At 62.7% G+C, this 25,626-nt stretch carries 25 protein-coding genes, 1 tRNA gene and 1 riboswitch; of the genes, 21 read left to right on the top strand and 5 right to left on the bottom strand.

The window, feature by feature from the left end:
• Positions 1–32: 32 nt before the first annotated feature.
• Positions 33–854 carry an HDOD domain-containing protein gene (locus tag AC0IYH_RS21290; protein WP_116628232.1) on the top strand — a complete coding sequence of 274 codons (822 nt, stop codon included), beginning with the start codon at positions 33–35 and terminating at the stop codon, positions 852–854.
• Here the strand turns inward: AC0IYH_RS21290 and AC0IYH_RS21285 are convergent, their stop codons facing one another.
• A complete protein-coding gene (locus AC0IYH_RS21285; RefSeq protein ID WP_116628233.1) occupies positions 855–2,240 on the bottom strand; it encodes a sensor histidine kinase in 1,386 nt (461 codons plus the stop codon).
• The gene (locus tag AC0IYH_RS21280; protein WP_017137322.1) at positions 2,233–2,904 is read right to left on the bottom strand and encodes a response regulator; all 672 of its coding nucleotides are present in this window, start codon (positions 2,902–2,904) and stop codon (positions 2,233–2,235) included. Before AC0IYH_RS21280 ends, AC0IYH_RS21285 begins: the two co-directional genes overlap by 8 nt.
• A 234-nt stretch (positions 2,905–3,138) precedes the next feature.
• On the opposite strand from AC0IYH_RS21280, the gene AC0IYH_RS21275 reads away from it, so the two are divergent.
• Genes AC0IYH_RS21275 through AC0IYH_RS21255 form a run of 5 tightly spaced genes read left to right on the top strand, consistent with a single transcriptional unit; the run spans position 3,139 to position 8,510 of the window.
• A complete protein-coding gene (locus AC0IYH_RS21275; protein WP_122772906.1) occupies positions 3,139–4,431 on the top strand; it encodes an OprD family porin in 1,293 nt (430 codons plus the stop codon).
• Positions 4,432–4,461: 30 nt separating this feature from the next.
• Entirely contained in the window at positions 4,462–5,445 is a 984-nt protein-coding gene (locus AC0IYH_RS21270; RefSeq protein ID WP_116628235.1) for a Bug family tripartite tricarboxylate transporter substrate binding protein, read from the top strand.
• A gap of 60 nt (positions 5,446–5,505) precedes the next feature.
• Positions 5,506–5,964: a tripartite tricarboxylate transporter TctB family protein gene (locus AC0IYH_RS21265; protein WP_116628236.1), complete on the top strand. Its 459-nt coding sequence runs from the start codon at positions 5,506–5,508 to the stop codon at positions 5,962–5,964.
• Between the two features lies 1 nt (position 5,965).
• On the top strand, positions 5,966–7,480 hold the full coding sequence (locus AC0IYH_RS21260; RefSeq protein WP_101267556.1) for a tripartite tricarboxylate transporter permease: 1,515 nt from the start codon (positions 5,966–5,968) through the stop codon (positions 7,478–7,480).
• Positions 7,473–8,510, top strand: a complete 1,038-nt coding sequence (locus tag AC0IYH_RS21255) for an AbrB family transcriptional regulator (RefSeq protein WP_116628538.1) — start codon at positions 7,473–7,475, stop codon at positions 8,508–8,510. Before AC0IYH_RS21260 ends, AC0IYH_RS21255 begins: the two co-directional genes overlap by 8 nt.
• 82 nt (positions 8,511–8,592) lie before the next feature.
• Here AC0IYH_RS21255 and ung read toward each other — a convergent pair whose 3' ends face one another.
• Complete coding sequence (gene ung / locus AC0IYH_RS21250; RefSeq protein WP_122772904.1) at positions 8,593–9,285, bottom strand: uracil-DNA glycosylase; 693 nt, start codon at positions 9,283–9,285, stop codon at positions 8,593–8,595.
• A gap of 137 nt (positions 9,286–9,422) precedes the next feature.
• Here ung and AC0IYH_RS21245 point away from each other — a divergent pair, with 137 nt between their 5' ends.
• The gene (locus AC0IYH_RS21245; protein ID WP_471836055.1) at positions 9,423–10,535 is read left to right on the top strand and encodes an enoyl-CoA hydratase/isomerase family protein; all 1,113 of its coding nucleotides are present in this window, start codon (positions 9,423–9,425) and stop codon (positions 10,533–10,535) included.
• Between the two features lie 54 nt (positions 10,536–10,589).
• Here the strand turns inward: AC0IYH_RS21245 and AC0IYH_RS21240 are convergent, their stop codons facing one another.
• Positions 10,590–10,961, bottom strand: coding sequence for a hypothetical protein (locus AC0IYH_RS21240; protein ID WP_116628239.1), 372 nt, complete (start codon positions 10,959–10,961; stop codon positions 10,590–10,592).
• Between the two features lie 309 nt (positions 10,962–11,270).
• Between AC0IYH_RS21240 and AC0IYH_RS21235 the strand changes: the two genes are divergently transcribed.
• The 13 genes from AC0IYH_RS21235 (at position 11,271) to AC0IYH_RS21175 (ending at position 24,544) form a co-directional block, all read left to right on the top strand.
• On the top strand, positions 11,271–12,893 hold the full coding sequence (locus AC0IYH_RS21235; RefSeq protein ID WP_116628240.1) for a HAMP domain-containing methyl-accepting chemotaxis protein: 1,623 nt from the start codon (positions 11,271–11,273) through the stop codon (positions 12,891–12,893).
• Between the two features lie 157 nt (positions 12,894–13,050).
• Positions 13,051–13,154, top strand: a riboswitch (guanidine-I (ykkC/yxkD leader).
• Positions 13,155–13,213: 59 nt separating this feature from the next.
• Entirely contained in the window at positions 13,214–14,281 is a 1,068-nt protein-coding gene (locus AC0IYH_RS21230; RefSeq protein ID WP_101267539.1) for a putative urea ABC transporter substrate-binding protein, read from the top strand.
• A gap of 12 nt (positions 14,282–14,293) precedes the next feature.
• A complete protein-coding gene (locus AC0IYH_RS21225) occupies positions 14,294–15,109 on the top strand; it encodes an ABC transporter permease (protein ID WP_471836053.1) in 816 nt (271 codons plus the stop codon).
• Positions 15,106–15,870 (top strand): ABC transporter ATP-binding protein, encoded by a 765-nt coding sequence (locus tag AC0IYH_RS21220; protein ID WP_116628243.1) that lies wholly within the window; start codon positions 15,106–15,108, stop codon positions 15,868–15,870. Before AC0IYH_RS21225 ends, AC0IYH_RS21220 begins: the two co-directional genes overlap by 4 nt.
• Complete coding sequence (locus AC0IYH_RS21215; RefSeq protein ID WP_471836051.1) at positions 15,867–16,592, top strand: urea amidolyase associated protein UAAP1; 726 nt, start codon at positions 15,867–15,869, stop codon at positions 16,590–16,592. Before AC0IYH_RS21220 ends, AC0IYH_RS21215 begins: the two co-directional genes overlap by 4 nt.
• A gap of 9 nt (positions 16,593–16,601) precedes the next feature.
• Positions 16,602–17,231, top strand: coding sequence for an urea amidolyase associated protein UAAP2 (locus tag AC0IYH_RS21210; protein WP_471836049.1), 630 nt, complete (start codon positions 16,602–16,604; stop codon positions 17,229–17,231).
• Between the two features lie 252 nt (positions 17,232–17,483).
• The gene (uca, locus tag AC0IYH_RS21205) at positions 17,484–21,107 is read left to right on the top strand and encodes an urea carboxylase (protein ID WP_471836104.1); all 3,624 of its coding nucleotides are present in this window, start codon (positions 17,484–17,486) and stop codon (positions 21,105–21,107) included.
• Positions 21,108–21,151: 44 nt separating this feature from the next.
• Entirely contained in the window at positions 21,152–21,364 is a 213-nt protein-coding gene (locus tag AC0IYH_RS21200; RefSeq protein WP_122772895.1) for a cysteine-rich CWC family protein, read from the top strand.
• On the top strand, positions 21,354–22,046 hold the full coding sequence (locus AC0IYH_RS21195) for a pseudouridine synthase (protein ID WP_471836047.1): 693 nt from the start codon (positions 21,354–21,356) through the stop codon (positions 22,044–22,046). Before AC0IYH_RS21200 ends, AC0IYH_RS21195 begins: the two co-directional genes overlap by 11 nt.
• A gap of 304 nt (positions 22,047–22,350) precedes the next feature.
• Positions 22,351–23,235 (top strand): alpha/beta fold hydrolase, encoded by an 885-nt coding sequence (locus AC0IYH_RS21190; protein WP_116628248.1) that lies wholly within the window; start codon positions 22,351–22,353, stop codon positions 23,233–23,235.
• 174 nt (positions 23,236–23,409) lie between these two features.
• Positions 23,410–23,483 (top strand) — tRNA-Gly (locus AC0IYH_RS21185).
• A 221-nt stretch (positions 23,484–23,704) separates the two neighbouring features.
• Positions 23,705–24,229, top strand: a complete 525-nt coding sequence (locus tag AC0IYH_RS21180) for a DUF3833 domain-containing protein (protein ID WP_471836046.1) — start codon at positions 23,705–23,707, stop codon at positions 24,227–24,229.
• 9 nt (positions 24,230–24,238) lie between these two features.
• Positions 24,239–24,544 carry a DUF6482 family protein gene (locus AC0IYH_RS21175; RefSeq protein ID WP_122772892.1) on the top strand — a complete coding sequence of 102 codons (306 nt, stop codon included), beginning with the start codon at positions 24,239–24,241 and terminating at the stop codon, positions 24,542–24,544.
• Between the two features lie 80 nt (positions 24,545–24,624).
• On the opposite strand, the gene AC0IYH_RS21170 is transcribed toward AC0IYH_RS21175, so the two are convergent.
• The gene (locus tag AC0IYH_RS21170; protein WP_122772891.1) at positions 24,625–24,864 is read right to left on the bottom strand and encodes a DUF6124 family protein; all 240 of its coding nucleotides are present in this window, start codon (positions 24,862–24,864) and stop codon (positions 24,625–24,627) included.
• Positions 24,865–25,330: 466 nt separating this feature from the next.
• Here AC0IYH_RS21170 and AC0IYH_RS21165 point away from each other — a divergent pair, with 466 nt between their 5' ends.
• The gene (locus AC0IYH_RS21165) at positions 25,331–25,624 is read left to right on the top strand and encodes a type II toxin-antitoxin system RelE/ParE family toxin (protein ID WP_471836045.1); all 294 of its coding nucleotides are present in this window, start codon (positions 25,331–25,333) and stop codon (positions 25,622–25,624) included.
• Positions 25,625–25,626: the final 2 nt, after the last annotated feature.

Here is a 25,626-nt window from a genome sequence, read left to right as displayed (position 1 = left end):
CGTACCCTTTTGCAACACCCTAGAGATCATGAATGAACAAGCTGGCGGAAAAAGTCCAACAGGCTTTGATTAAGGCCATCGACAACGATGACCTGGTTCTGCCGACATTGCCGGAAGTGGCCCTGAATATTCGTCAGGCCGCCGAAAACCCGGATATCAGCATCAGCCATTTGAGCAAAGTGATCGGTCGCGATACCGCACTGTCGGCGCGCCTGATCAAAGTGGTCAACAGCCCGCTGTTGCGCGCCACCCAGGAAGTCACCGATCTGCACACCGCCATCACGCGGCTGGGCACCAACTACAGCAGCAACCTGGCCATCGGCCTGGTGATGGAGCAGATCTTCCACGCGCGCTCCGAAGCGGTCGAACAGAAAATGCGCGAGGTATGGCGCCGCAGCCTGGAAGTGGCGGGCGTCAGTTACGCCCTGTGCCGCAACCACAGCCAGCTCAAGCCCGACCAGGCGGCCCTCGGCGGCCTGGTGCATCAGATCGGCGTGCTGCCGATCCTCACCTATGCCGAAGACCATTACGAGCTGCTCTCGGACCCGGTCAGCCTTGACCACGTGATCGACAGCATCCACCCGTTGCTGGGCACCAAGTTGCTCAGCGGCTGGGACTTCCCGGAAATGCTGGCGAAACTGCCGGGGCAATACCTGGACCTGGAACGCGACTCGGCCAGACTGGACTACATTGACCTGGTGCAAGTCGCCGTGCTGTATTGCCATCGCGGCACCGACCACCCCTTGGCGAACGTGGTGGTTTGCGACCTGCCCGCGATCAAGAAACTGCGGTTCGATCCCTACAGTGAGACCTTGCGCGCCGAGCTGGATGAAGCGCGCTCGATGTTCTACTGATCAACCGGCGATAAAACTCACACGCACCTTCAGGCCTGCCTGCGCGCCATCATGCAGGCTGATCTGCGCCAGGTGCGCCCGGCAGATTTCGCCGACGATCGCCAACCCCAGGCCTGAGCCCATGCCCTGCTGGCTGCGTCGATAGAAGCGTTCGAACACCCGGTCGCGCTCATCCAGCGGGATGCCCGGGCCGTCATCTTCCACTTCCAGCACCGCCGGCGCCGTGACCCGCAGAATCACATTGCCGCCCGGCGGCGTATGCGCCAGGGCGTTGTCCACCAGGTTGCTCAACAGTTCATTCAGCAAGGTCGGCTCACCGCGCAGCCACACTGGCTCATCGGCCTCCAGCGCCAGCGCCACGCCGCGTGCGTGGGCCAGGGGCGCCATGGCCATGCCCAGCTCACGGGCCAGTTGGCTGAGGTCGAGCAATTGCGCGCCGCCTTCGGCAATCGCCCGCGCGCCGTTTTCGATCCGCGCCAGGGACAACAATTGATTGGCCAAGTGTGTCAGGCGGTCGGTACCTTGGGCGGCGGTTTCCAGGGTGCTGCGCCAGGTAGCCGGTTCCTCGGCGCGCAAGCCCAGTTCCAGGCGCGCCTTGAGTGCCGCCAGCGGCGTGCGCAACTCATGGGCGGCGTCGGCAATAAACTGCGCCTGGCGCTCGAACTGGCCGCGCAGCCGTTCGGTAAAGTGGTTGAGGGAACGCACAAGCGGGCCGAACTCATGCTGCACTTCCACCAACGGCAAGGGCCGCAGGTCGTCGGGCTGGCGCTCTTCCACCGCCGTGCGCAGGCGCTCCAGCGGGCGCAATGCCGCGCTGACAGCAAACCACACCAGCAGCAACGCGCCGATGGCGAGCATGCCCAGGCGCAGCAAGGTGTCGGCCATCAGGCTACGCGCCATGCTCACCCGCGCTTCATCGGTTTCCGCCACGCGAATTTCCGCCATGCCGTTCATGTTCGGCTCGGACACCGCCTTGAGCAGGCTCACCACCCGCACGGGCTGGCCCTGGTAAACCGCATCATAAAAACGCGCCAGTGCCGGGTAGTCATCGGTGCGCGGCGTGCCCGGCGGCGGTCCGGGAAGGTTTTCGTAACCCGAGATCAGCTTCTGATCAATGTCGTTGACCTGGTAATAAATGCGCCCGGCGCTGTCGTAAGCGAAGGTGTCCAGGGCCACGTACGGCACGTTGGCGCTCAGGGTGCCGTCCACTTGAGTCAAGCCGGCGGCGATGGTGCGCGCCGAGGCCAGCAGCGTGCGGTCGTAGGCGGTGTCAGCCGCCTCGCGACCATTCCAGTAGGCACTCATGCCGCTGGCAAGCATCAGCAATACCAGCAGCACCGCCAGGTTCCACAGCAGGCGCCAGCGCAGGCTGCTGGGCTTATGCATCGCGGGCTTCCAGCAAGTAGCCGAGGCCACGGAAGGTCACGATGGCGATGGGCTGGCCGTCGAGCTTCTTGCGCAGGCGGTGCACGTAGATTTCGATGGCATCCGGGCTGGCTTCCTCATCGAGGCCGAACACCTGGGACGCCAATTGCTCCTTGCTCATCACCCGGCCCGGGCGCGCGATCAGCGCTTCGAGCACGGCCTGCTCGCGGGAGGTCAAGGTCATCAGCTCGCCGCCCACGGTGAAACGCCGCGTGTCGAGGTCATAGACCAACACCCCGCAGGCCTGCTGGCGCTCGCCGCCCAATACGCTGCGCCGCAGCAGCGCCTTGACCCGCGCTTCCAGCTCGGTCAGTTCAAAGGGCTTGGCCAGGTAGTCGTCGGCGCCCAGGTTGAGGCCATGCACGCGGTCTTTCACATCACTACGCGCAGTGAGCATCAGCACAGGCAGATTTTTCCCACGCGCCCGCAGGCGTGCCAACACCTCGAAACCATCCATGCGCGGCAGCCCCACATCGAGGATGACGACCGCGTATTCCTCGCTGCTCAAGGCCAGGTCCGCGGCCACGCCATCGTGCAACACGTCGACGGTCAAACCCGTGCTCTTGAGCGCCTGGGCGACACTTTCGGCGAGTTGCAGATGGTCTTCAACCAAGAGGACACGCATGGATTTCTACCTCGTTCAGGGGTGGTCGACGCCACACTTTGGCGGGCAGTTTACAGGCGCCGCCTGCCCTGTGAAGCCCGAAAACATTGAAAGGCAACTGAAAGGTTAGTGAAAGCTTCGCCCTTTAGCATCCAGCGACGGTGGTTAATGCTGCCGAGCTACCTGCCCTGTAGCGACTGAAAAACGCCTCGACGCGTTTTCGCCAAAATAAGAACAATAACCGGAGTTCCAACGATGCTGCCGACACAGCCCCAGGCTTGCCCGCCTGTTCGTTTTTCTCGCCTTGCCCAGACCACCCTCGCCAGTGCCGCTGCCCTTGCCGGCTTTTCGCCGCTTAGCCAGGCTGCCTTCTTCGAAGACAGTAGCGCGACCCTGGAAACCCGCAACATGTACTTCAACCGCGACTTCCGCGACGGCACCAGCGCGCAGCAATCCAAGCGCGACGAATGGGCCCAGGGCTTCATGCTCAACCTGCAATCGGGCTACACCGATGGCACCGTCGGTTTTGGCGTGGATGCGCTGGGCATGCTCGGCGTCAAGCTCGACTCCAGCCCGGACCGCACCGGCACCGGCCTGCTGCCGACCCACGACGATGGCCGCGCCGCCGACGAGTACTCCAAGCTGGGCCTGACCGGCAAAGTGAAAATCTCCGCTACCGAGCTGAAAATCGGTTCGTTGATCCCCGAGCTGCCGATTCTCAAGCCCAACGACGGGCGCATCCTGCCGCAGACCTTCAACGGTGGCCTGCTGACCTCCAAGGAATTCAAGAACCTGGTATTCACCGGCGGCCGCCTGGACAAGGCCAAGGACCGCGACGACAGCAACTACGAAGACATCGGCCTCAACAACCGCAACAGCCGCTTCCTCAGCGGCGCCACCGGCAAGCATTTCAACTTCGGCGGCGTGGACTACAAGTTCGCTGACAAGATCACCGGCAGCTACCACTTCGCCCAACTCGACGACGTCTACCGCCAGCACTTCCTCGGCCTGGTCGCCGCCCGCCCGATGGGCCCCGGCACCTTTGGCGCCGACGTTCGGCTGGCCCTCAGCGATGACACCGGTGCAGCGCGCGGCGGCAAGATCGACAACACCTCCCTCAACGGCCTGTTCAGCTATGCCCTCAATGGCCACAAGCTCAGCGCCGGCTACCAGCACATGTCCGGCGACAGCGCCTTCCCCTACGTGGATGGCAGCGACCCGTACCTGGTCAACTTCGTGCAGATCAACGACTTTGCCGGCGCCGATGAGCGCTCCTGGCAAGCGCGTTATGACTACGACTTCACCAAGCTGGGGATTCCTGGCCTGAGTTTCATGAGCCGTTACCTTTCGGGTGACAATATCAAGCTCAGGAACGGCGAAACCGGCCGCGAGTGGGAACGCAACACCGAGATCAAGTACGTGGTGCAAAGCGGCGCCCTCAAGGACGTTGCGGTGCGCCTGCGCAATGCCACGTACCGCTCCAACTATTCGGCCCGTGATGCAGATGAAATGCGCGTGCTGGTGAGTTACAGCATTGCCCTTTGGTAACACCCAATAACAACAAATACGGAGATAACCATGACCTATTCACTGCGTAAATTGGCCCTCGCCGCCGGCTGCATGTTGTTCGCCGGCCAACTGCTGGCCGCCGACGAGCCCAAGCGCCCGGAATGCATCGCCCCGGCTTCGCCCGGCGGTGGTTTTGACCTGACCTGCAAACTGGCGCAAAGCGCGCTGGTCAACGAAAAGCTGCTGAGCAAGCCGATGCGCGTGACCTACATGCCCGGCGGCGTGGGTGCGGTGGCCTATAACGCGGTGGTCGCCCAGCGCCCGGCAGACGCCGGCACCCTGGTGGCCTGGTCCAGCGGCTCGCTGCTGAACCTGGCCCAAGGCAAGTTTGGTCGCTTCGATGAAAGCGCCGTGCGTTGGCTGGCAGCGGTCGGCACCAGCTACGGGGCCATCGCGGTGAAAGCCGATTCGCCCTACAAGACCCTCGATGATCTCGTCAAAGCCTTGAAGAAAGATCCAGGCAGCGTGGTCATCGGCTCCGGCGGCACCGTCGGCAGCCAGGACTGGATGCAAACCGCACTGATCGCCAAGGCCGCCGGGATCAACCCGCGCGAGCTGCGTTACGTCGCCCTAGAAGGCGGCGGCGAAATCGCCACGGCCCTGCTCGGCGGCCACATCCAGGTGGGCAGCACCGACATCTCCGACTCCATGCCGCACATCCTCAGCGGTGACATGCGCCTGCTGGCGGTGTTCTCCGAGCAGCGCCTGGACGAGCCGGAAATGAAGAATATTCCGACCGCCAAAGAGCAAGGCTACGACATCGTCTGGCCGGTGGTACGCGGCTTCTACCTCGGGCCGAAAGTCAGCGATGCCGACTACGCCTGGTGGAAAGACGCCTTCGACAAGCTGCTGGCGTCCGACGAGTTCGCCAAGCTGCGTGACCAGCGCGAGCTGTTCCCGTTCGCCATGACCGGCCCGGAGCTGGACACCTACGTGAAGAAACAGGTGGCTGACTACAAAGTGCTGGCCAAAGAGTTTGGCCTGATCCAGTAATCGCCCCTCTTTTGCGCGGCCGCGCCCTCCTCTACGGGCGGCGCGGCCCAGGAGTTCCACATGCTCTTACAACGCATTTTCGCTGCGGTGATGCTGCTGGTCTGTGCCGGCCTGGCGCTGATGGCCTGGCCCTATCAGGCGGCGTTTTCCTACGAGCCGGTAGGGCCGCGTGCCTACCCGCTGCTGATGCTCGGGCTGATGAGCCTGGGCCTGATCTACATGATCATCCGTCCACAACCGACCAAGCACACCGAAGAGGAACCGGCGCTGGACCGCGAAACGCTGATCAAGATCGCGATCTGCGTCGGCCTGTTGCTCGTGTTCGCCGGCACCTTCGAACCGTTGGGTTTCATCCTCAGCAGCATGCTGATCGGCATCCCCATGGCGCGCCTGTATGGCGGCCGCTGGTTGCCCAGCGTAGTGATCGTCAGCCTGATGGCCATCGGTCTTTATCTGCTGTTCGATAAAGCCATGGATGTTCCGCTGCCCCTCGGCCTGCTCGACGTTCTGGAGAACTGACATGGATACTTTCGGCTATTTGGGCCAGGGCTTCGGCGTTGCGCTGTCCCCTTACAACCTGGTGACCGCCCTGTGCGGCACCCTGATCGGCACCGTGGTCGGCCTGTTACCGGGCCTGGGCCCGATCAACGGCGTGGCGCTGCTGATCCCCATCGCCTTCGCCCTCGGCCTGCCGCCGGAGTCGGCTCTGATTCTGCTGGCAGCCGTGTACCTGGGCTGCGAATACGGCGGCCGTATCAGCTCGATCCTGCTGAACATCCCGGGCGAAGCTTCCACCGTGATGACCACCCTCGACGGCTACCCGATGGCCCGCAAAGGCCTGGCCGGCGTGGCGCTTTCCCTGTCGGCGTGGAGTTCGTTCATCGGCGCGTTTATCGCCACCTGCGGCATGGTGCTGTTTGCGCCGTTGCTGGCCAAGTGGGCGATTGCCTTCGGCCCGGCGGAATATTTCGTACTGATGGTGTTCGCGATTGTCTGCCTGGGCGGCATGGCCGGTGACAAACCGCTGAAGACCTTTGTGGCGGCGCTGATCGGCCTGTTCCTCTCGGCCGTCGGCATTGACGCCAACAGCGGCGTGTACCGGTTTACCGGCGACAACATCCACCTCACCGACGGCATCCAGTTTGTGGTGTTGGTGCTCGGCCTGTTCTCCATCAGCGAAATCCTGTTGCTGCTGGAAAAAACCCACCGTGGCCAGGAAGCGGTCAAAGCCACCGGGCGGATGATGTTCAACCTGAAGGAAGCGTCTGCGGTGTTCGTAGTGAATATCCGCTGCGGCTTGCTGGGCTTCATCATGGGTGTGTTGCCAGGTGCCGGTGCAACCTTGGCCTCGGCCGTTGCCTACATGACCGAGAAACGCCTGGCCGGTGCCAGCGGCAAATTCGGCCAGGGCGACATGCGCGGCCTCGCCGCGCCGGAAACCGCGATCGGCGCATCCGCCTGCGGCGCCCTGGTGCCGATGCTGACCCTCGGCGTTCCCGGTTCGGGCACCACGGCGGTGATGATCGGCGCGCTGTCGCTGTACAACATCACGCCCGGCCCGCTGCTGTTCCAACAGCAACCGGACATCGTCTGGGGCCTGATCGCCTCGTTGTTTATCGCCAACATCATGCTGGTGATCCTCAACATTCCGATGATCCGCATCTTCACGCGCATCCTCGCCGTGCCGAACTGGGCATTGGTGCCGGTGATCGCGATCATCACCGCGATTGGTGTGTACGCGGTTCACGCCACCACCTTCGACCTGTTCCTGATGGTCGGCATCGGCATCTTCGGCTACATCCTGCGCAAGCTGGATTTCCCGCTGTCGCCGGTGCTGCTGGGCTTTATCCTCGGTGGCCTGATGGAGCAGAACCTGCGCCGCGCACTGTCGATTTCCAACGGCGCGCTGGACATCCTCTGGTCGAGCCCGATCACCTTCGGTGTTTGGGTCCTGACCGCGCTGATGCTGATGTTCCCGCTGGTACGCATCTACCGTAAACGTGCCCTGCAGCGTCGCGCCGTGGCCGATGTCTGAGGTCACCTTTAAACATTGGTGGGGAACACCGCTGGTCGGCCTGGCCGGCGGTTACCTGGCCAGCCTCGTCGGCTGGCCATTGCCGTACATGGTCGGCTCGTTGCTGGCGATTATCCTGGTGCGTTGCCTCACGCCGTGGCAATTGGCGGAAATTCCCGGCGGGCGCAAATGCGGCCAATGGGTGGTGGGGATCGGCATCGGCCTGCACTTCACCCCGGTGGTGATCGAGCAGGTGATGAGCCATTTCGGGCTGATCTTCTTCGGCGCGCTGGTCACCAGCTTGTCGAGCATTGTCGGCGTGTGGCTGATGCGCCGCAGCGGCGAAGACCGCGCCACCGCGTTTTTCTCGAGCATGCCGGGCGGGTCGGGGGAGATGGTCAACCTCGGCGCACGCAATGGCGCGGTGCTTAGCCGTGTCGCGGCAGGCCAGAGTTTGCGGGTGCTGGTGGTGGTGCTGTGTGTGCCGGCGATCTTCAAGTATTTGCTCGAAGGCGGCGCGCCGCAGTTTCATCCGGCGCCGGTAAGTTGGGCGTGGCTGGCGTTGCTATTTCCTCTTGGCGCCCTGGTGGCCTGGGGCTGGCAACGTTTGCGTCAGCCCAACCCGTGGCTGTTCGGGCCCTTGCTGGTGAGTGCCACGGCCAGCGTGGTGTGGGACCTGCATATCGGCCTGCCCGACGGCGGCAGCCAGATTGGCCAATGGCTGATCGGCAGCGGCCTGGGTTGCCACTTCAACCGTCAGTTCTTTCGCCGCGCGCCGTCGTTCATGGGCCGCACCTTGGTTGGTACGGCGCTGACCATGGCGTTGGCGACACTGGCGGCGGTAGGGTTGAGCGCCCTGACCCACTTGGACCTGCGCTCGCTGACCCTGGGCATGATGCCCGGCGGGATCGCCGAGATGAGCCTCACCGCCGAAACCCTGCAACTGTCGGTGCCGCTGGTGACAGCGATGCAGGTGATGCGTTTGTTGTTCGTGTTGTTTCTGGCGGAGCCGCTGTTCCGGCATTGGAACCGCCGACCGGAAAAAATCTAAAGCCTCAATGCAGTTCAAATGTGGGAGGGGCGGTGCGACGATTCGACTTGCCCCCTCCCACATTTTTTAATGGTGTTGGATCTTAGATAGGCGGCAGGCGCCACTCAATCGGCGTCTCGCCGCTCTGCTCCAAGAACTTGTTGGTGCGGCTGAAATGCCCGCACCCCAGGAACCCGCGATACGCCGACAACGGCGACGGATGCACCGACGTCAGCACCAAATGCTTGGTCGCATCGATCAGCTTCTGCTTGCCCTGCGCATGGGCACCCCACAGCAAAAACACCAGGTGCGGCTGGTGCTCGCTGACGATCTCAATAATCCGATCGGTAAAGAACTGCCAGCCCTTGCCCGCATGGGCGTTGGCGTTAGCACGCTCGACGGTCATGGTGGTGTTGAGCATCAGCACGCCCTGGTCGGCCCAGCTTTGCAGGTAGCCGTGGTTGGGGATGTCGATGTTCAGGTCGCGCTTGAGTTCTTTATAGATATTGACCAGCGACGGCGGCGCCGGCACGCCCGGTTGCACCGAGAAGCACAGGCCGTGGGCCTGGCCGGGGCCGTGGTACGGGTCCTGGCCGAGGATCACCACCTTGACCTTGTCCAGCGGCGTCGAGTTGAGCGCATTGAAAATCAGCGGGCCGGGCGGGTAGATCTCTTTGCCGGCCGCGTGCTCCTGGCGCAGGAACTCGCGCAATTGGTTCATGTAGGGCTGCTCGAACTCATCCCGCAGGGCGTGTTTCCAGCTGGGTTCGAGTTTGATACGGTCGCCTTCGGTCATAAATTGAAATGTCTTGTAGAAAAGAATGAGGCGAACCCTAGGAAAGCCGACCCCGCTTGTCAATTGATCTGACACAGCATCGGCACTTTCCCACGAAGCGATCATACTGATCCTTCACTTTCTCGATTGAGGTCATGATGAACCTGCACTTCGAAGAGCTGACCGGCAGTGACGGTGCCCGCATCGGCATCGCCAGCCTGGACGCGGAAAAGTCCCTCAATGCCCTCTCCTTGCCGATGATCCTGGCCTTGGGCGACCGCCTGGATGCCTGGGCCAAAGACCCCAACATCGTCTGCGTGCTGCTGCGTGGCAACGGGCCCAAGGCCTTTTGCGCCGGTGGCGAAGTGCGCAGCCTGTCGATGGCCTGCCGTGAACAACCCGGCGAGGTGCCCGCCCTGGCTGCGCAGTTTTTTGCCGCGGAATATCGCCTCGACTACCGCCTGCATACCTATCCCAAGCCGGTGATCTGCTGGGGCCACGGTTATGTGCTCGGCGGTGGCATGGGCCTGCTGCAAAGCGCGGCGGTGCGCATCGTCACGCCGAGCAGCCGGCTGGCCATGCCCGAGATCAGCATCGGCCTGTACCCGGATGTCGGCGCCAGTTGGTTCCTGTCGCGCCTGCCGGGCAAACTCGGCTTGTTCCTCGGCCTGACCGGCGCGCACATCAACGGGCGTGACGCTCTGGACCTGGGCCTAGCCGACCGTTTCCTGCGCGACGACCAACAGGACGAACTGATCGACGGCCTGCTGCAATTGAACTGGCAGGAACAAACCCCGATACAACTTAACAGCCTGCTCAAGGCGCTGGCTCAGGAAGCTGTCGATCAGCAACCCGAAGCCCAATGGCTGCCGCGCCGTGCGCAGATCGACGCCTGGCTGGACGTGGCGGATGCACGCGGCGCCTGGCGTGCCTTGGGTGCCTTGCGCGAGCACGCCGACCCGCTGTTCAGCCGCGCCGGCAAGACTCTGAGCGAAGGCTGCCCGCTGACCGCGCACCTGGTGTGGGAGCAGATCCAGCGCGCGCGCCACCTGTCCCTGGCCCAGGTGTTCCAGATGGAATACACCTTGAGCCTCAATTGCTGCCGCCACCCGGAATTCAGCGAAGGCGTGCGTGCGCGGTTGATCGACAAGGACCAGACGCCCCACTGGCATTGGCCGGATATCAACACGATCCCGGACGCGGTGGTGCAGGCGCATTTCAACAAGGTGTGGGAAGGCCGGCACCCGCTGGCGGATTTGTCCGATTACTGAAAAGTATCGCCCACAAAAAACGGCGCTTCCTGCGCCGTTTGCATTCAAGACCGACTAGCGGTGACCGCCGCGGCCACCTCCATGGTCGCCACCGCGACCGTGTCCACGCCCACCATTGCCGCCATGATCGCCCCAACCCTGGTTCGGGTAAGGCCGGTAACCGGCCCGTGGCCCCGAGGGGTAGTAGCGCGGGGCCGGTTGGTAGTAACGCGGCGCCGAGTAGTAACGCGGTGCGGGAGCGTAGTAGCGCGGCGCCGGTGCGTAATAACGCGGCGCCGAGTAGTAGGTGCCACCGCCGTAGTAATACGCCGGCGCGGGCGTGGTGTAGACCTCGGATCGATAGTAGCTCTGGCCTCCATCGTAGTAGGGCACACAGGCAGAAAGGGTAAGACCGAGTAAAGCGCTGAGCAGCAGTCGTCGATACATGGCGGCCTCCTGGACCGCGGAAGAGCACCTCCAGCGACGCGGGAGGGCGGCACCCGGCTTTTGCCGAATGACAATGTATCGGACATCAAAAACCGAATCTGGTGCGTTTTGGCAACAGCTTGATACATCTCCACACACCGGCCCTTATCGGCGGATCAAGCACGTCCGTTTGTCGATTTGTGCTGAGTGTGTGGAACATTTTTGGGTCAAGTGAAACTTTAAATAATACGATAGTGTCACTATGATATCGCACCATTGCATGGAGGCTCTAGCGCGAGCACTTCACCCTTAATACCTCGGATTTCCGTCATGAAAATTTCAACCAAGCTCCTGCTTTCATTTCTCTTGTGCGCGCTCGTCACCCTCGGGGTGGGCCTGCTGGGTATCAAAAGCGTCGTGCGCCTCTCCAGCGCCTTGGAATTGACGTTTTCCAACAACCTGGTGTCGGTCAGCAACACGGCGGCCACCCTCAATGGCCTGGTCGCCCACAACCGTGGCCTGTACCGCTTGCTGGACGCCAGCAAGGGCGACGTCTCCGCCCAGGACCGCGACCGCGTAAGCCAGGATATCGCCAACGAACTCCAGCGCAGCCAGACCGCCTACGCCACCTACCGCGCCACGCCGCTGGAAGACGACGAACGGGCAGCCGGCGACAAGCTCGACCAGATCTGGCCTACCTACATCAGCAACTCCGAACGCGTCATCGCGATGATGAACGGCGGCCAGGTCGACCAGGCACGCGCCCAGCTCAACAGCAGCAACAATGAGCTGTTCCGCCAGTCGCGCGAGTTGATCCGCGTGATGATCGACTCCAATAACCGCCAGATCAAAGAAGGCGCCGCCGCCGCCGATGACCTGCGCAGCAGCGCGTTGACCTGGATGATCAGCGGCATCGTGCTGGCCTTCATCATCGCCCTCATCATTGGCGTGCTGATCACCCGCCTGATTACCCGCCCTATCGCCCAGGCCGTCGGCAGCGCCCAACGCATTGCCAAGGGTGACCTGACCCAAGCCATCATCACCGACCGCACCGACGAAGCCGGGCAGTTGCTGATGGCTTTGGCCGATATGCAGGGCGGCCTGAAAAGCACCCTGGTGGAAATCGCCAACGCCTCCGACCAGCTCGCCTCGGCGGCCGAAGAACTCAGCGCGGTCACCGACGAAAGCAGCCGTGGCCTGACCCGCCAGAACGACGAAATCCAGCAAGCCGCCACGGCCGTCAACCAGATGACCGCGGCGGTGGATGAGGTGGCCAGCAACGCCGTGTCCACCTCCGAAGCCTCGCGCCAAGCCACCACTGAAGCCGAGGAAGGCCGTGAGCAGGTGGCACAGGCCGTGTCCGGCATGAGTTCGATGGTGGTCGAGATCAACGATTCGACGCAATCGGTCGCCGACCTGGCCGGCCAGGTCCGCGAGATCGGCAAGGTGATCGACGTGATCCGCGGCATTGCTGACCAGACCAACCTGCTGGCGCTCAACGCTGCCATCGAAGCCGCCCGTGCGGGTGAGCAAGGCCGTGGTTTTGCCGTGGTCGCCGACGAGGTCCGCGCGCTGGCCCATCGCACCCAGACTTCCACGGTCGACATCGAAAAAATGATCGGCGAAGTGCAGGTCGGCGCCGATGACGCCGTGGCCGCCATGAACAAAAGCCTGACTTGGGCCAACAACACCCAGACCCTGGCGCAGAACGCCGGTGAAGCCCTGGAACGCATCACCGCCAGCGTGTCGAAGATCAACGAGCGCAACCTGGTGATCGCTTCGGCGTCCGAAGAGCAGGCCCAAGTGGCTCGCGAAGTCGACCGCAACCTGCTCAATATCCAGGACCTGTCCACCCAGACCGCCGCCGGCGCGCACCAGACCAACGCCTCCAGCCAGGACCTGTCGCGCCTGGCCACCTCGTTCAACGTGCTGGTCAGCAAGTTCCAGCTGTAACCGCCTCATTGCAGTGCGCCGACGCACCCGCGTGGCGCACGTCTACTGCCCTTCCCCGCCACGCCCGGCCGTAAACCGGGCCTCTGGCCCAGTTGGCACGACTCTCGCTTTGCCTCTCTCGTGCAGGATTCATCACAGGTTCGCGGCACCACAATTTGCAATGGCCGACTAGGGTTCCGGCTCGCTTGATAAGCGAGTGGCTGGTCCGAGAGTCGGCGACCTCCAGTTGAGGTTACACGGCGGGATAAAAGCCCGGGAGACAGCCACCGTTCACGGTGCCGCGTTGCTCCTGCTCGCCCACGATCAACTGGAGAAGCCCTATGCCTTCCATCCGTTTACCCGCCCTGCTCGCCGCTGCCTTCGCCGCAGTACTGAGCTTTCAAACCCAGGCCGCGCCCAAAGAGCACTTCAGTGTGTGCTGGACTATCTACGCCGGCTGGATGCCGTGGGAGTACGCCGGCAGCCAAGGCATCCTCGACAAGTGGGCCAAGAAATACGGCATCACCATCGACATGGTGCAGCTCAATGACTACGTCGAATCCATCAACCAATACACCGCCGGCCAGTTCGACGGCTGCACCATGACCAACATGGACGCCCTGACCATCCCCGCCGCCGGTGGCGTGGACAGCACCGCGCTGGTGGTCAGCGACTTCTCCAACGGCAACGATGGCGTGGTCATCAAGGGCACCGGCAAGACCGTGGCCGACCTCAAGGGCATGAACGTCAATCTGGTGGAACTCTCGGTGTCCCACTACCTGCTGGCCCGCGCGCTGGAGTCGGCCGATCTCAGCGAAAAAGACCTCAAGGTGGTCAACACCTCCGACGCCGACATCGCCGCCGCCTTCAACACCGACCAGGTGCAAGCCGTGACGACCTGGAACCCGATGCTCTCGGAGATCAAGGCCAAGCCCGGCGTCACCGAAGTGTTCGATTCCAGCAAAGTGCCCGGCGAAATCATGGACATGATGGTGGTCAACACCCAGACCCTCAAAGACAACCCCAAGCTGGGCAAAGCCCTGACCGGCGCCTGGTTCGAAGTGGTCGCACTGATGAACGCCAAGGGCGCCGCCAGCACCGAGGCCCTGGAGCATATGGCCAAGGCCTCCGGCACCGACCTCAAGGGTTTCCAGTCGCAACTGGACACCACCAAGCTGTTCGCCACGCCGCAGGAAGCCCTGGCATTTGCTACCAGCGCGCAGTTGCCGGCCACCATGCGCAAGGTCGCCGAGTTCTCGTTTGAGCACGGCCTGCTCGGTGAAGGCGCCAAGGACACCAGCGCCGTGGGCATGAGCTTTGCCAATGGCGTGACCAGCGGCGACACCGCCAACCTCAAGCTGCACTTCGACCCCAGCTACGTGCAGATGGCCGCCGACGGCAAGCTGTAAGAGGACCTGGCCATGCGCCTGATCAACCGTCACCCGCAACGCGCCAGCCGCCTGCTGTTGGTGTTGCTGCCGTTCGCGTTGCTGCTGTTCGCCTACTTTGTGGGCTCGGCTGAACGCCTGGCAGACAACCCCAACGACAAGCTGCTGCCCAGCGCCGCACAAATGGGCGACGCTATAAAGCGCTTGGCGTTCAGCGCCGACAGCCGCACCGGTGAATACGTGCTGTGGCAAGACAGCGCATCGAGCCTGCGCCGCCTGGCGATTGGCTTGGGCATCAGCGCCCTCGCCGGCCTGTGCCTGGGCATCGCCGCCGGCACGCTGCCGCTGTTTGGCGCGCCGCTGTCGCCCCTGCTGACGGTGCTGTCGATGGTGCCGCCGCTGGCGATCCTGCCGATTCTGTTCATCGTGTTTGGGCTGGGGGAATTGTCCAAGGTGATGCTGATCGTCATTGGCATCACCCCGTGCCTGGCCCGTGACCTGGAGCAGCGCGCGCGGGAAATCCCGGTCGAGCTGCTGGTGAAGGCACAGACCCTCGGCGCCTCGACCTGGACCCTGATGCTACGTGTGGTGCTCCCGCAATTGCTGCCGCGCCTGCTGATCTCACTGCGGCTGATGCTCGGCTCGGCGTGGTTGTTTTTGATCGCCGCCGAAGCCATCGCTTCCACCGACGGTTTGGGCTACCGGATTTTCCTGGTACGCCGCTACCTGGCGATGGACGTGATTGTGCCTTACGTGGTGTGGATCACCCTGCTTGCCTGGCTGATGGACTGGGGCCTCAAGGCCCTGACCCGGCGCGCGTTCCCCTGGTACGAAGGAGCGCGGGCATGAGTTTTATCAGCGTCAACAATGTGTGGCAGCGCTACGGCGACCAAGTGGTGCTGGAGCGCCTCAACCTGCAGGTGGCCGAAGGCGAATTCTGCACGCTGGTGGGCACCTCAGGCTGCGGCAAGTCGACCTTCCTGCGCCTGTTGCTGGGCCAGGAAACCGCGAGCAAGGGCCAGATACTGCTCGACGGCCAACCGCTGGCCGGCGAGCCGGATGCCAGCCGTGGCGTGGTGTTCCAGCGCTATTCGGTGTTCCCGCATTTGAGCGTGCTGGACAACGTCGCCCTCGGCCTTGAGTTGCCCCGCTCGCCGTTGCTGGGCCGGCTGTTTGGCCAGGCCAAAAAGAACGCCCGCGAGCAGGCCGCCGCGCTGCTGCACAAGGTCGGCCTCGGCCACGCCCTGGACAAGTACCCCGCGCAGCTCTCCGGCGGCATGCAACAACGCCTGGCCATCGCCCAGGCCTTGATCATGCAACCGCGCGTGTTGCTGCTGGACGAACCCTTCGGCGCCCTCGACCCGGGCATTCGCAAAGACATGCACCAGCTGTTGCTGGAGCTGTGGCGCGAAACCCGGCTGACGGTGTTCATGGTCACCCACGACCTCAGCGAAGGTTTCAGCCTCGGCACGCGCCTGCTGGTGTTCGACAAAGTCCGCGTCGACCCCCACGCCCCCGGCGCCTATGGCGCCCGCATCACCTACGACATCCCTTTGAACAGCGAGCGCCGCAAAGCGCTCGCCGCCGAACTTGGAGCCACGTCCAAATGACCGACTCAACCCAATTGTTCCCACCCTTCGCCGAGGAAATGCTCCCCGGCGGCGGCCACCGTTCCTTCGTGCTCAAGCGCGGCCAATTGCTGCGCCTCACCGACCTGCGTGGCGGCGCGAATGTCAGCCTCACCTTGCTTAATGCCAACGAAAAAACCGAGCGCCTGAACCTGCCCGACAGCCTCAAATGCCAACACACCGCCAAGCTCACCAGCGGCCATTGCCTGTACTCGGACATGGGCCGCGTGCTGGCCGCCATCACCACCGACACCTGCGGCTGGAGTGACAGCCTCGGCGGCGTGCTGTGCGCCGCCGAGGCCGCCGAAAAATACGGCCAGGGTCGCTATCAGGAACTGCGCAATGGCTTCTACCGCAACGGCACCGACAACCTGCTGGTGGAGTTGGGCAAGTGGGGCCTGGGCCTGTCCGACCTGCTGATGACCCTCAATCTGTTCAGCCGCGTCAACGTCGTTAACGACGGCGGTTTGCACTTTGTGCCCGGCAATTCCAAGGCGGGCGACTACATCGAACTCTACGCGCCGATGGACACCCTGGTGGTGCTCACCGCCCTGCAACACCCGATGGACCCCAACCCCGAGTACGCGCCGCAACCGCTGAAACTCAGCTGGATGAACGCCGACAAAAGCGTCGCCGAACACTGCCGCACGTCGCGCCCGGAAAACGAGCGCGGCTTTATCAACACCGACCGTCTGTTCGCCTGAGGAGCTGCCATGTCTATCGCAACCCAACAACCGGACGCGGCCGTGTACCGCGCCACCATTCCCGCCGGGGAGCCGTGGCTGATGGAGGTCAAGGCCGGCCAGACCCTGCGCATCCTCGACCTTGAGGGCAACCAGGCGGTCGACACGCTGTTCTACAGCGCTCAGAACCCCAAGGAACGCTACGACGTGCAGCGCACCCTGCGTCGGCAAAACCGCGTGTACCTGGGCACCGGCAGCGTGCTGTATTCCAACCTCGGCCGGCCGCTGCTGACTATCGTCGCCGACACCTGCGGCAACCACGACACACTCGGCGGCGCCTGCGCCCAAGAGAGCAACACCGTGCGCTACGCCCTGGAAAAACGCTACATGCACAGCTGCCGCGACAACTACCTGCGCGCCTGCGCCCATGACGGCCGACTGGGTAAAAGCGACATCGGGCCGAACATCAATTTTTTCATGAATGTGCCGGTCACGGCTGACGGTGGGCTGACGTTTGAAGACGGGATCAGCGCGCCTGGCAAGTATGTCGAGTTGCGCGCGGAAATGGACGTGATCGTGCTGATTTCCAACTGCCCGCAGTTGAACAACCCGTGCAACGGCTATAACCCGACCCCTGCGGAGGTGCTGGTATGGAACTGAACATGAAGCGGTTGCGCCGTTGGCTTTTTGCTCTATGCCAATCCCGATCCGGCCAGTGCCTTAAAAAACACTAGAGAAGAAATGTGGGAGGGGCGGTGCGACGATTCGACTTGCCCCCGATGGGGGAGTGTCAGCCACTCATCTGTTACTGACACACCCTCATCGGGGGCAAGCCCCCTCCCACACTGACTGCAAGCACTCCGGACGACCGCAGTGTTAATCCATATCCGGGACGACCCGCAGGGTTTTGCCATGTTCGAAAAACTGCTCATCGCCAACCGTGGCGCCATCGCCTGCCGCATCCTGCGCAGCTTGCGCGAACTGCAGGTCAAGGGCATCGCCGTGTACGCCGAAGCCGACGCAGCCAGCCTGCATATCCAGCAAGCCGACGAGGCCTACAGCCTCGGTGAAGGCGCCGCAGCCGGGACTTACCTGGCGGTGGAAAAAATCCTCGCCACCGCCAAGGCCTGCGGCGCCAAGGCGATTCACCCCGGCTACGGTTTCCTCTCGGAAAACGCCGCGTTTGCCCAAGCCTGTGAAAACGCCGGCATTGCCTTCGTCGGTCCCACGCCGGAGCAACTGCGCGTCTTCGGCCTCAAGCACACCGCCCGCGCATTGGCCAGGCAGCATCAAATACCCTTGCTGGAAGGCACCGAGCTGCTCGACAGCCTTGATGCAGCCCTACTCGCCGCCGAAAGCGTGGGCTACCCGGTGATGCTCAAAAGCACCGCCGGCGGTGGCGGCATCGGCATGCGTGTGTGCCGCAGCGCCGATGAGTTGAGCGAGAGTTTCGAGGCGGTCAAGCGCCTGGGCCAGAACAACTTCAGCGACGCCGGCGTGTTTATCGAGAAGTACATCGAGCACGCGCGTCACCTCGAAGTGCAGGTGTTCGGCGATGGCGCGGGCGAGGTGATCGCCCTCGGCGTGCGCGACTGCTCGGTACAGCGGCGCAACCAGAAAGTCCTCGAAGAAACCCCCGCGCCAAACCTCCCCGACGGCATGGCCGAGGCCCTGTGCACGGCCGCCATCACCCTGGCCAAGGCAGTCAATTACCGCAGCGCCGGCACCGTGGAATTTATCTTCGACAGTGCCGACGGCCGCTTTTATTTCCTCGAAGTGAACACGCGCCTGCAAGTCGAACACGGCGTCACCGAACAAGTGTGGGGCGTGGACCTGGTGCGCTGGATGGTGCAGCTGGCGGCGGGTGAAATGCCGCCGTTGCACAGCCTGGAATTGAAACCCCGGGGCCATGCGATTCAGGCACGCTTGTACGCGGAAGACCCGGGCCGCGACTTCCACCCAAGCCCCGGGCTGCTGACCCGCGTGGATTTCCCGTGCGCCGATGGCCTACGTATCGACACCTGGGTGGAGGCCGGTTGCGAGATCCCGCCGTACTTCGACCCGATGATCGCCAAGCTCATCACCTGGGCGCCCACCCGCGAACAGGCGCGCCGGGATCTGCATCACGCCTTGAGCGCAAGCCAACTCTACGGCGTGGAAACCAACCGCGATTACCTGCGCCAGATTCTGCTCGCCGCGCCCTTCGCCAGCGGTCGGCCGTGGACCCGTTGCCTGGAAGACCTGGTCTACGTCGCCGACACGTTCGAGGTGCTTAGCGCCGGCACCCAAACCAGCGTGCAGGACTACCCCGGCCGCCTCGGTTACTGGGCCGTGGGTGTGCCGCCGTCGGGGCCGATGGATAGCCGCGCGCTGCGATTGGGCAATCGTCTGCTGGGCAATGACGAGGGTGCTGCCGCGCTGGAAATCACCATGAGCGGGCCGTTGCTGCGCTTCAATTGCGCGGCGGTGGTCGCGGTGACTGGTGCCGAGATCCCAGTACTTTTGAATGACCAAGTGGTGCCGATGAACACGGCACTGCTGATCCCGGCTGGCGCCACATTGAGCCTGGGCACCATCGCCGGTGCCGGGGCACGCAGCTACCTGTGCCTGCGTGGCGGGCTGCAGGTGCCGGACTACCTGGGCAGCAAAAGTACCTTCACCCTCGGCCAGTTTGGCGGGCATGGCGGTCGGGCTTTGCGCGCCGGTGATGTGTTGCATCTACTGCCCCTGGAGGATGCGAGCGCAGGGCAAGCTTTGGTCGCCGAACCACTGGCGCAGACCCGCACACTGCGTGTGATCTACGGCCCCCACGGCGCGCCGGAATACTTCAAGCCCGAGTACATCCTGACCTTCTTCGCCACCCAGTGGGAAGTGCACTTCAACTCGAGCCGCACCGGCGTGCGCCTGATCGGGCCCAAACCGGTTTGGGCGCGCACCGATGGCGGTGAAGCCGGGCTGCACCCGTCGAATATCCACGACAACCCCTATGCCATCGGCGCGGTGGATTTTACCGGCGACATGCCGGTGATCCTCGGGCCGGACGGCCCAAGCCTGGGCGGGTTCGTATGCCCGGTCACTGTGATCGAGGCGGACCTGTGGCAGCTCGGGCAATTGAAGGCGGGGGACAAACTCCAGTTCACTCCCGTCGACCTCAAGACCGCCCGCGACCTCGCCTTGAAATGGGATCAAGTGTGGGAGCCGGGCTTGCCCGCGATGCAGGCAGCGCGGTCTTGCAGTCAGACCGAGGTGATGCCATCGGGGGCAAGCCCCCTCCCACAGTTGTTCGCGTCGCCTGTGGTGTTGGAGATCGGCGAGGACGACACCCGGCTGGTCGCGCGCCTCGCCGGCGACACCCATTTGCTGCTGGAAATCGGCGCGCCGGAGCTGGACCTAGTGCTGCGTTTTCGCGGCCACGCCCTGATGCAAGCCCTGGAAACCCGTGCGCTGCATGGCGTGATCGACCTGACCCCGGGCATTCGCTCGCTGCAGGTCCATTACCAACCCGAGCAACTGCCGCTGGCCGACCTGCTGGCGCTGATCACCCGTGACTGGGCCGCCGTGTGCGCCACGCAAAACCTGCAAGTACCGTCGCGCATCGTGCACTTGCCGCTGTCCTGGGATGACCCGGCGTGCCAGCTGGCCATCGACAAATACATGACCACCGTGCGCAGGGACGCGCCCTGGTGCCCGAGCAACCTGGAGTTCATCCGCCGCATCAACGACCTGGCCAACCTCGACGAAGTGCGCCACACCGTGTTCGATGCGAGCTACCTGGTGATGGGCCTGGGTGACGTCTACCTCGGCGCCCCGGTGGCCACGCCACTGGACCCGCGCCATCGCCTGGTGACCACCAAATACAACCCGGCCCGCACCTGGACCGCCGAGAACTCGGTGGGCATCGGCGGCGCCTACCTGTGCGTGTACGGCATGGAAGGCCCCGGCGGTTATCAGTTTGTGGGGCGCACCTTGCAGATGTGGAACCGCTACCGCGACGTCGCCGCGTTTGAGGGCAAGCCGTGGCTGCTGCGGTTCTTCGACCAGATCCGCTTCTACCCGGTGAGCAGCGACGAGCTGCTGCAGATTCGCCGGGATTTCCCCCTCGGACGCTTCGAGCTGAGCATCGAGGAGAGTGTGCTCAACCTGGCGGACTACCAGGCCTTTCTGGCGCGGGAAGCCACCGGCATCGACGCTTTCCGCGAGCACCAGCAGCACGCCTTCAACGCCGAGCGCGAACGCTGGATTGCCAGCGGCCAGGCGCATTTTGACAGCGAAGAACCGGCGGCGCCGCTGGGTGCAGACACGCCGTTGCAGGCCAACGAATACAGCATCGACAGCCATATCGCCGGCAACCTCTGGCAGGTCCAGGTGGCCGCCGGTGAGCGCGTGGCGGCCGGTGATGTACTGGTGATTCTGGAGTCGATGAAAATGGAAATCCCGGTGCTGGCGCCCTTCGCCGGCGTGGTGCGCGAGGTGCCCGTGCAGCCGGGCAGCGGCATCGGCGCCGGGCAGCGGGTCGTGGTGCTGGAACGCGACTGACCGGCGCTGTATCGTGCAGGGACTTCCACGGCCCTGCACGACCCATGACCACACCCACGCTTTGCCCCGCCTGCGGCGCCCGCAACGACTGCACCCTGGCCGACCCACGCACCGCCGACCAGGCCTGCTGGTGCTACAGCGTCACCATCGACCCGGCGGTGCTCGAAGCGCTGCCGGATGCGCTGCGCAACAAGGCCTGCCTGTGCCCGCGTTGCGCCCAGGTCGACGAACAACTGCGCAGCCGCGATGCGCGTTGACCGTTTCCTCAGCAACCTGCCGCGTTTCAACCGTCAGCAAGTTCGTGTGTTGTTGGTTGAGCGCAGGGTGACGGTGGATGGCGTGGCGGTCAGCGACCCGCACCATGAAGTGCGCGAATTCAGCCGTGTATGTGTGGACGGTGATGTGCTGCAGGCCGGCAAACCGGCGCGGTATTTCATGCTGCACAAACCCCAGGGGTGCGTGAGCGCTACGTCAGACCCGCAGCACCCTACCGTGCTGGACTTGCTCGATGAGCCGGACAAAGGCGAGCTGCATATCGCCGGCCGCCTGGATTTCAACACCACCGGGCTGATGCTCATCACCAACGATGGCCAGTGGTCGCGGCGCCTGACCCAACCGACCACCAAGCTGCCCAAGGTCTATCGCGTGACCACCGAAGATGACATCGGCCCCGAGTACGCGGCGACCTTTGCTGCAGGCCTGTACTTTGCGTTTGAAGACCTGACCACCCAGCCAGCCGAACTGGAACTGCTAGGCCCGCGCCTGGCGCGCTTGAGCATCATCGAAGGCCGCTACCACCAAGTGAAGCGCATGTTCGGGCACTTCAACAACAAGGTGATCGGCTTGCACCGCGAGCGCATGGGGCCGCTTGCGTTGGATGTGGCGCTGGCGCCGGGCGGGTACCGGGCGTTGACCCTGGATGAAATCCGACAGGTCTGACGACCGTTCGGCCGGTGATGGCAAAAACCCATTTCCGCGCCTTGCGCCATCCCGAGTCTGTGCTTGAATCAAGTTCACCAGTTTAAATATGACTGGCGAGTCGCCTATAACCTCCAAGAAACACTTTGCCCCGCCCGCGCCGTATCCACGGGCCCTCCCGGCAAATTGCCCGCCATAACAACACCCGTCGGCCAGCCGTCATCGGACCGACATGGGCCTTCATCTTTCAGGCGTATGCCTACCTGTCACAAAGCTCGTGCAGAGTGATCTGCGCGCCCTACCCGCTTGCCAGGAGTCTTACGACATGAGGCCAGAAATCGCTGTGTTGGATATACAGGGTCAGTATCGGGTTTACACGGAGTTCTATCGCGCGGATGCTGCGGCAAAGACCATCATCCTGGTCAATGGCTCCATGGCCACCACGGCCTCTTTCGCCCAGACCGTGAAAAGCCTGTACCCGCAATTCAACGTGGTTTTGTACGACCAGCCCTACGCCGGTCGCTCCAAAATCCATAACCGCCATGAGCAAATGCTGACGAAGGAAGTCGAAGGCCAGATCCTGCTGGAACTGATCGACCACTTCGCCGCCGAACACATTCTGTCGTTCTCCTGGGGCGGTGCGGCAACCCTCGTCGCCCTGGCCCAGCGCCCGCGTCGCGTGGAAAAGGCCGTGATCAGCTCGTTCTCGCCGGTGATCAACGCGCCCATGCGCGACTATCTGGAACGCGGCGTCGACTACCTCGGCAACCTCGACCGCGACCGCGTCGGCCACTTGGTCAACAGCACCATCGGCAAACACCTGCCGTCGCTGTTCAAGCGCTTCAACTACAAACACGTGAGCAGCCTGGCCGAGCACGAATACGGGCAGATGCACTTTCACATCAGCCAAGTGCTCAACAGCGACCGACTCTGCTACCTCAAGGCCGCGCGCCAGATCGACGTACCGGTGCTGTTCCTCAACGGCGAATGGGACGAATACACCAGCGCCCAGGATGCACGGCAGTTCGGCCAATACGTGCCCAACAGCAGCTTCAGCACCATTCAGGCGACCGGGCATTTTCTGGATATGGAGCACAAGGCGGCGTGCCGGGACAGCAAAGAGGCAGTGGTGGGGTTTCTGAAACCCGAGCGGCAGGTCAGCCGATTGCGTTATCACCAGGGCCAGACACAGCATGCGTTTGCGATTTGAAAGGCAGGGTTACTGTGGCGAGCAAGCTTGCTTGCGCTGGGGTGCGAAGCAGCCCCACTGATTTGGGAGCGCTTCGCACTCCAGCGGCAGCAAGCTGCCTCGCCACACCTGCATATTTTTAGAAGAAAAACTTCAAATCCAAGCGAACATCTGGTACAAAGTCAGCCGCTCTGAGCGGGTATAGTTTAATGGTAGAACAGTAGCTTCCCAAGCTTCCGACGAGGGTTCGATTCCCTCTACCCGCTCCACTCAAATTTTGCTCCTGCGTCAGGTTGGTTTTGGCGGGGGATGCGTAAAAAAACCGGCCCCAGGTGGCCGGTTTTTTTATGGGCGGGATTTGGGATTTGCCTGCCAAACCGCTTCATTTTATAAAATGAAGCGACCACAAACCTGTACAAACTCATTTTTCTGTACAAGTATCAAGCTTCGAGCGCAGGCGCGTCGCCTCGCCCAATCGAAGAGCCAGGCCATGACCCGTCTACTGGTTTCAATGTTGCTGGCACTGAGCTTGGCCAGTTGCAGCAATGTCGAAGTCGGCCACTACGCCGACCAGCAACCGCAGCTGGACCTCAAGCGCTTTTTCAGCAAACCCGTGAAGGCCTGGGGCATTTTCCAGAAACGCTCGGGGGAAGTGGCCAAGCGCTTTGAGGTGACGATTGCCAGCCGGCAAGAGGGCGACGCGTTGATCCTCGACGAGCGCTTCCTGTACAGCGATGGCACGCGCCAGCAACGCGTGTGGACGCTGACGCCGGACGGCCCGGGACGCTGGTGCGGGCGGGCCGGGGATGTGGTGGGCGAGGCAATCGGCGAGGTGGCGGGTAACGCGCTGCGCTGGCGCTACAGGCTCAATTTGCCGGTGGACGGTTCGGTGTACGAAGTCAGCTTTGACGACTGGATGTACCTGATGGATGAGGACACGATGATCAACCGTTCGAGCATGTCCAAGTTCGGCGTGGAGTGGGGCCAGGTCACGTTGTTTTTTCGCCGCCAATGAGGGTGAGTCATGAATTTGCAAACGCTGACTGAGCTGGCCGTGAAAGGCGAGGTACGTGAACTGGAGTTGCTGTCGCTGGAGGGCGGGTTCTACCTGGCGCGCATCAGCCTGGGTCACGAACAGAAGACGCTGATGAATGATGATGGAAAGCCATTGCGCATCGGCTCCACTACCCACTTGCGTGATCTGTTGCAGCGGGTCCCGCCGTTTCCCTGCGTGCTGGTGCAGCACTGCGTCCACGATGAAATGTGCGGTGTGCGGGAAGGGCCTATTGGTGCGTTACGCATTCCGTTTTCGCTGACGTCGAATCTTTAAGAGGCTGTAGATTTTTGGCTCCCCTCCCCCTTGGTATGGGCGGCCTGGGAAGGCAAGCCTGGTGCAGTGCGCGAAAGATCTTACGCGGCTCGGTCCACGCGGTCCTGCGCCGCTTCGACCAGCATTAGCCCCAACTCAATCATCTGCTGAATGGCCAGGGCCAGATAGCGCTGTTGGGAAGGCAGGCTTTCGGCGAACTCGTTGGTCATCGCGCCGGCGCCGGCGATGGTCTCGTAGGCGTTGGCGAGCAACGATTCAGTGTTGACCTCCGGGCGGACGCTGAACAGTTTTACGGTTGGATTACATGCGTCATTACACATCTGTTGATCCTCGGTAAGGACTACCACCCAAGGGGTAAGGGTGGCAGCTGTACGCAGGTTAGTAGACCGGGAAAATTAATCCGAAAACCGGCGCGCCCGAAGACGCCCTACGTACAGCCACCAATAAGCACAGGCATGAAAGTGCCTGACTGTAAGGACAGTCGTACGCCGGAAAAATTTTCAACAGGCTACTAAACCCGACCGCTGATGGGCAGCGGCAAACGAACCTTAAAGAGCTCGCCCAAGGCGCACAACTCGGACGATTCTGATAGTTGCGTAGGCAATACCGCAAGGTTCAAAAGCCACTCAAAGGCTTCGTAGCGACCCGCAAGATTTGGCAATAGGAAAACCCTTAAAAGCGTTTGAAACCGAGGCGCGCTCGCAGCATTCTCCCCCACCTTTGCTGTCAGTCATCCCTATTGCCAAGCCGTATCCAAATGGATACATTAAGCCCGTGTGAGGTCCTGTGAGCTACTCGATTCGGCAAACCCATACCTTCACTCACTGGCATTCAGCCATACGCGATTTGCGAGCCAAGATCGCAATTGGTCGACGTATCGAAAGAGCCACTATGGGCAACCTGGGTGATTTCAAAACGCTTGGCGAAGGCATTTCAGAAATGCGGATAGATGTCGGCTTGGGTTATCGGGTTTATTTCACTCTACGCGGTAGAAAGATCGTCATATTGCTGGCCGGCGGCGACAAATCTTCGCAAGACGCCGATATCCGACGAGCAAGAAAACTAGCAAAGGAGATTTGATC

This window comes from Pseudomonas sp. AC463, assembly GCF_979253585.1.
Note: the sequence above shows the minus strand (reverse complement) of the source record. Positions and strands in the feature narration are given on the sequence as shown.

What these genes read in the sequence shown, in the direction of transcription:
- AC0IYH_RS21290 (WP_116628232.1), top strand. Translation starts at nt 33, where the DNA reads ATGAACAAGCTGGCGGAAAAAGTCCAACAGGCTTTGATTAAGGCCATC.
- AC0IYH_RS21285 (WP_116628233.1), bottom strand. Translation starts at nt 2,240, where the DNA reads ATGCATAAGCCCAGCAGCCTGCGCTGGCGCCTGCTGTGGAACCTGGCG.
- AC0IYH_RS21280 (WP_017137322.1), bottom strand. Translation starts at nt 2,904, where the DNA reads ATGCGTGTCCTCTTGGTTGAAGACCATCTGCAACTCGCCGAAAGTGTC.
- AC0IYH_RS21275 (WP_122772906.1), top strand. Translation starts at nt 3,139, where the DNA reads ATGCTGCCGACACAGCCCCAGGCTTGCCCGCCTGTTCGTTTTTCTCGC.
- AC0IYH_RS21270 (WP_116628235.1), top strand. Translation starts at nt 4,462, where the DNA reads ATGACCTATTCACTGCGTAAATTGGCCCTCGCCGCCGGCTGCATGTTG.
- AC0IYH_RS21265 (WP_116628236.1), top strand. Translation starts at nt 5,506, where the DNA reads ATGCTCTTACAACGCATTTTCGCTGCGGTGATGCTGCTGGTCTGTGCC.
- AC0IYH_RS21260 (WP_101267556.1), top strand. Translation starts at nt 5,966, where the DNA reads ATGGATACTTTCGGCTATTTGGGCCAGGGCTTCGGCGTTGCGCTGTCC.
- AC0IYH_RS21255 (WP_116628538.1), top strand. Translation starts at nt 7,473, where the DNA reads ATGTCTGAGGTCACCTTTAAACATTGGTGGGGAACACCGCTGGTCGGC.
- ung (WP_122772904.1), bottom strand. Translation starts at nt 9,285, where the DNA reads ATGACCGAAGGCGACCGTATCAAACTCGAACCCAGCTGGAAACACGCC.
- AC0IYH_RS21245 (WP_471836055.1), top strand. Translation starts at nt 9,423, where the DNA reads ATGAACCTGCACTTCGAAGAGCTGACCGGCAGTGACGGTGCCCGCATC.
- AC0IYH_RS21240 (WP_116628239.1), bottom strand. Translation starts at nt 10,961, where the DNA reads ATGTATCGACGACTGCTGCTCAGCGCTTTACTCGGTCTTACCCTTTCT.
- AC0IYH_RS21235 (WP_116628240.1), top strand. Translation starts at nt 11,271, where the DNA reads ATGAAAATTTCAACCAAGCTCCTGCTTTCATTTCTCTTGTGCGCGCTC.
- AC0IYH_RS21230 (WP_101267539.1), top strand. Translation starts at nt 13,214, where the DNA reads ATGCCTTCCATCCGTTTACCCGCCCTGCTCGCCGCTGCCTTCGCCGCA.
- AC0IYH_RS21225 (WP_471836053.1), top strand. Translation starts at nt 14,294, where the DNA reads ATGCGCCTGATCAACCGTCACCCGCAACGCGCCAGCCGCCTGCTGTTG.
- AC0IYH_RS21220 (WP_116628243.1), top strand. Translation starts at nt 15,106, where the DNA reads ATGAGTTTTATCAGCGTCAACAATGTGTGGCAGCGCTACGGCGACCAA.
- AC0IYH_RS21215 (WP_471836051.1), top strand. Translation starts at nt 15,867, where the DNA reads ATGACCGACTCAACCCAATTGTTCCCACCCTTCGCCGAGGAAATGCTC.
- AC0IYH_RS21210 (WP_471836049.1), top strand. Translation starts at nt 16,602, where the DNA reads ATGTCTATCGCAACCCAACAACCGGACGCGGCCGTGTACCGCGCCACC.
- uca (WP_471836104.1), top strand. Translation starts at nt 17,484, where the DNA reads ATGTTCGAAAAACTGCTCATCGCCAACCGTGGCGCCATCGCCTGCCGC.
- AC0IYH_RS21200 (WP_122772895.1), top strand. Translation starts at nt 21,152, where the DNA reads ATGACCACACCCACGCTTTGCCCCGCCTGCGGCGCCCGCAACGACTGC.
- AC0IYH_RS21195 (WP_471836047.1), top strand. Translation starts at nt 21,354, where the DNA reads ATGCGCGTTGACCGTTTCCTCAGCAACCTGCCGCGTTTCAACCGTCAG.
- AC0IYH_RS21190 (WP_116628248.1), top strand. Translation starts at nt 22,351, where the DNA reads ATGAGGCCAGAAATCGCTGTGTTGGATATACAGGGTCAGTATCGGGTT.
- AC0IYH_RS21180 (WP_471836046.1), top strand. Translation starts at nt 23,705, where the DNA reads ATGACCCGTCTACTGGTTTCAATGTTGCTGGCACTGAGCTTGGCCAGT.
- AC0IYH_RS21175 (WP_122772892.1), top strand. Translation starts at nt 24,239, where the DNA reads ATGAATTTGCAAACGCTGACTGAGCTGGCCGTGAAAGGCGAGGTACGT.
- AC0IYH_RS21170 (WP_122772891.1), bottom strand. Translation starts at nt 24,864, where the DNA reads ATGTGTAATGACGCATGTAATCCAACCGTAAAACTGTTCAGCGTCCGC.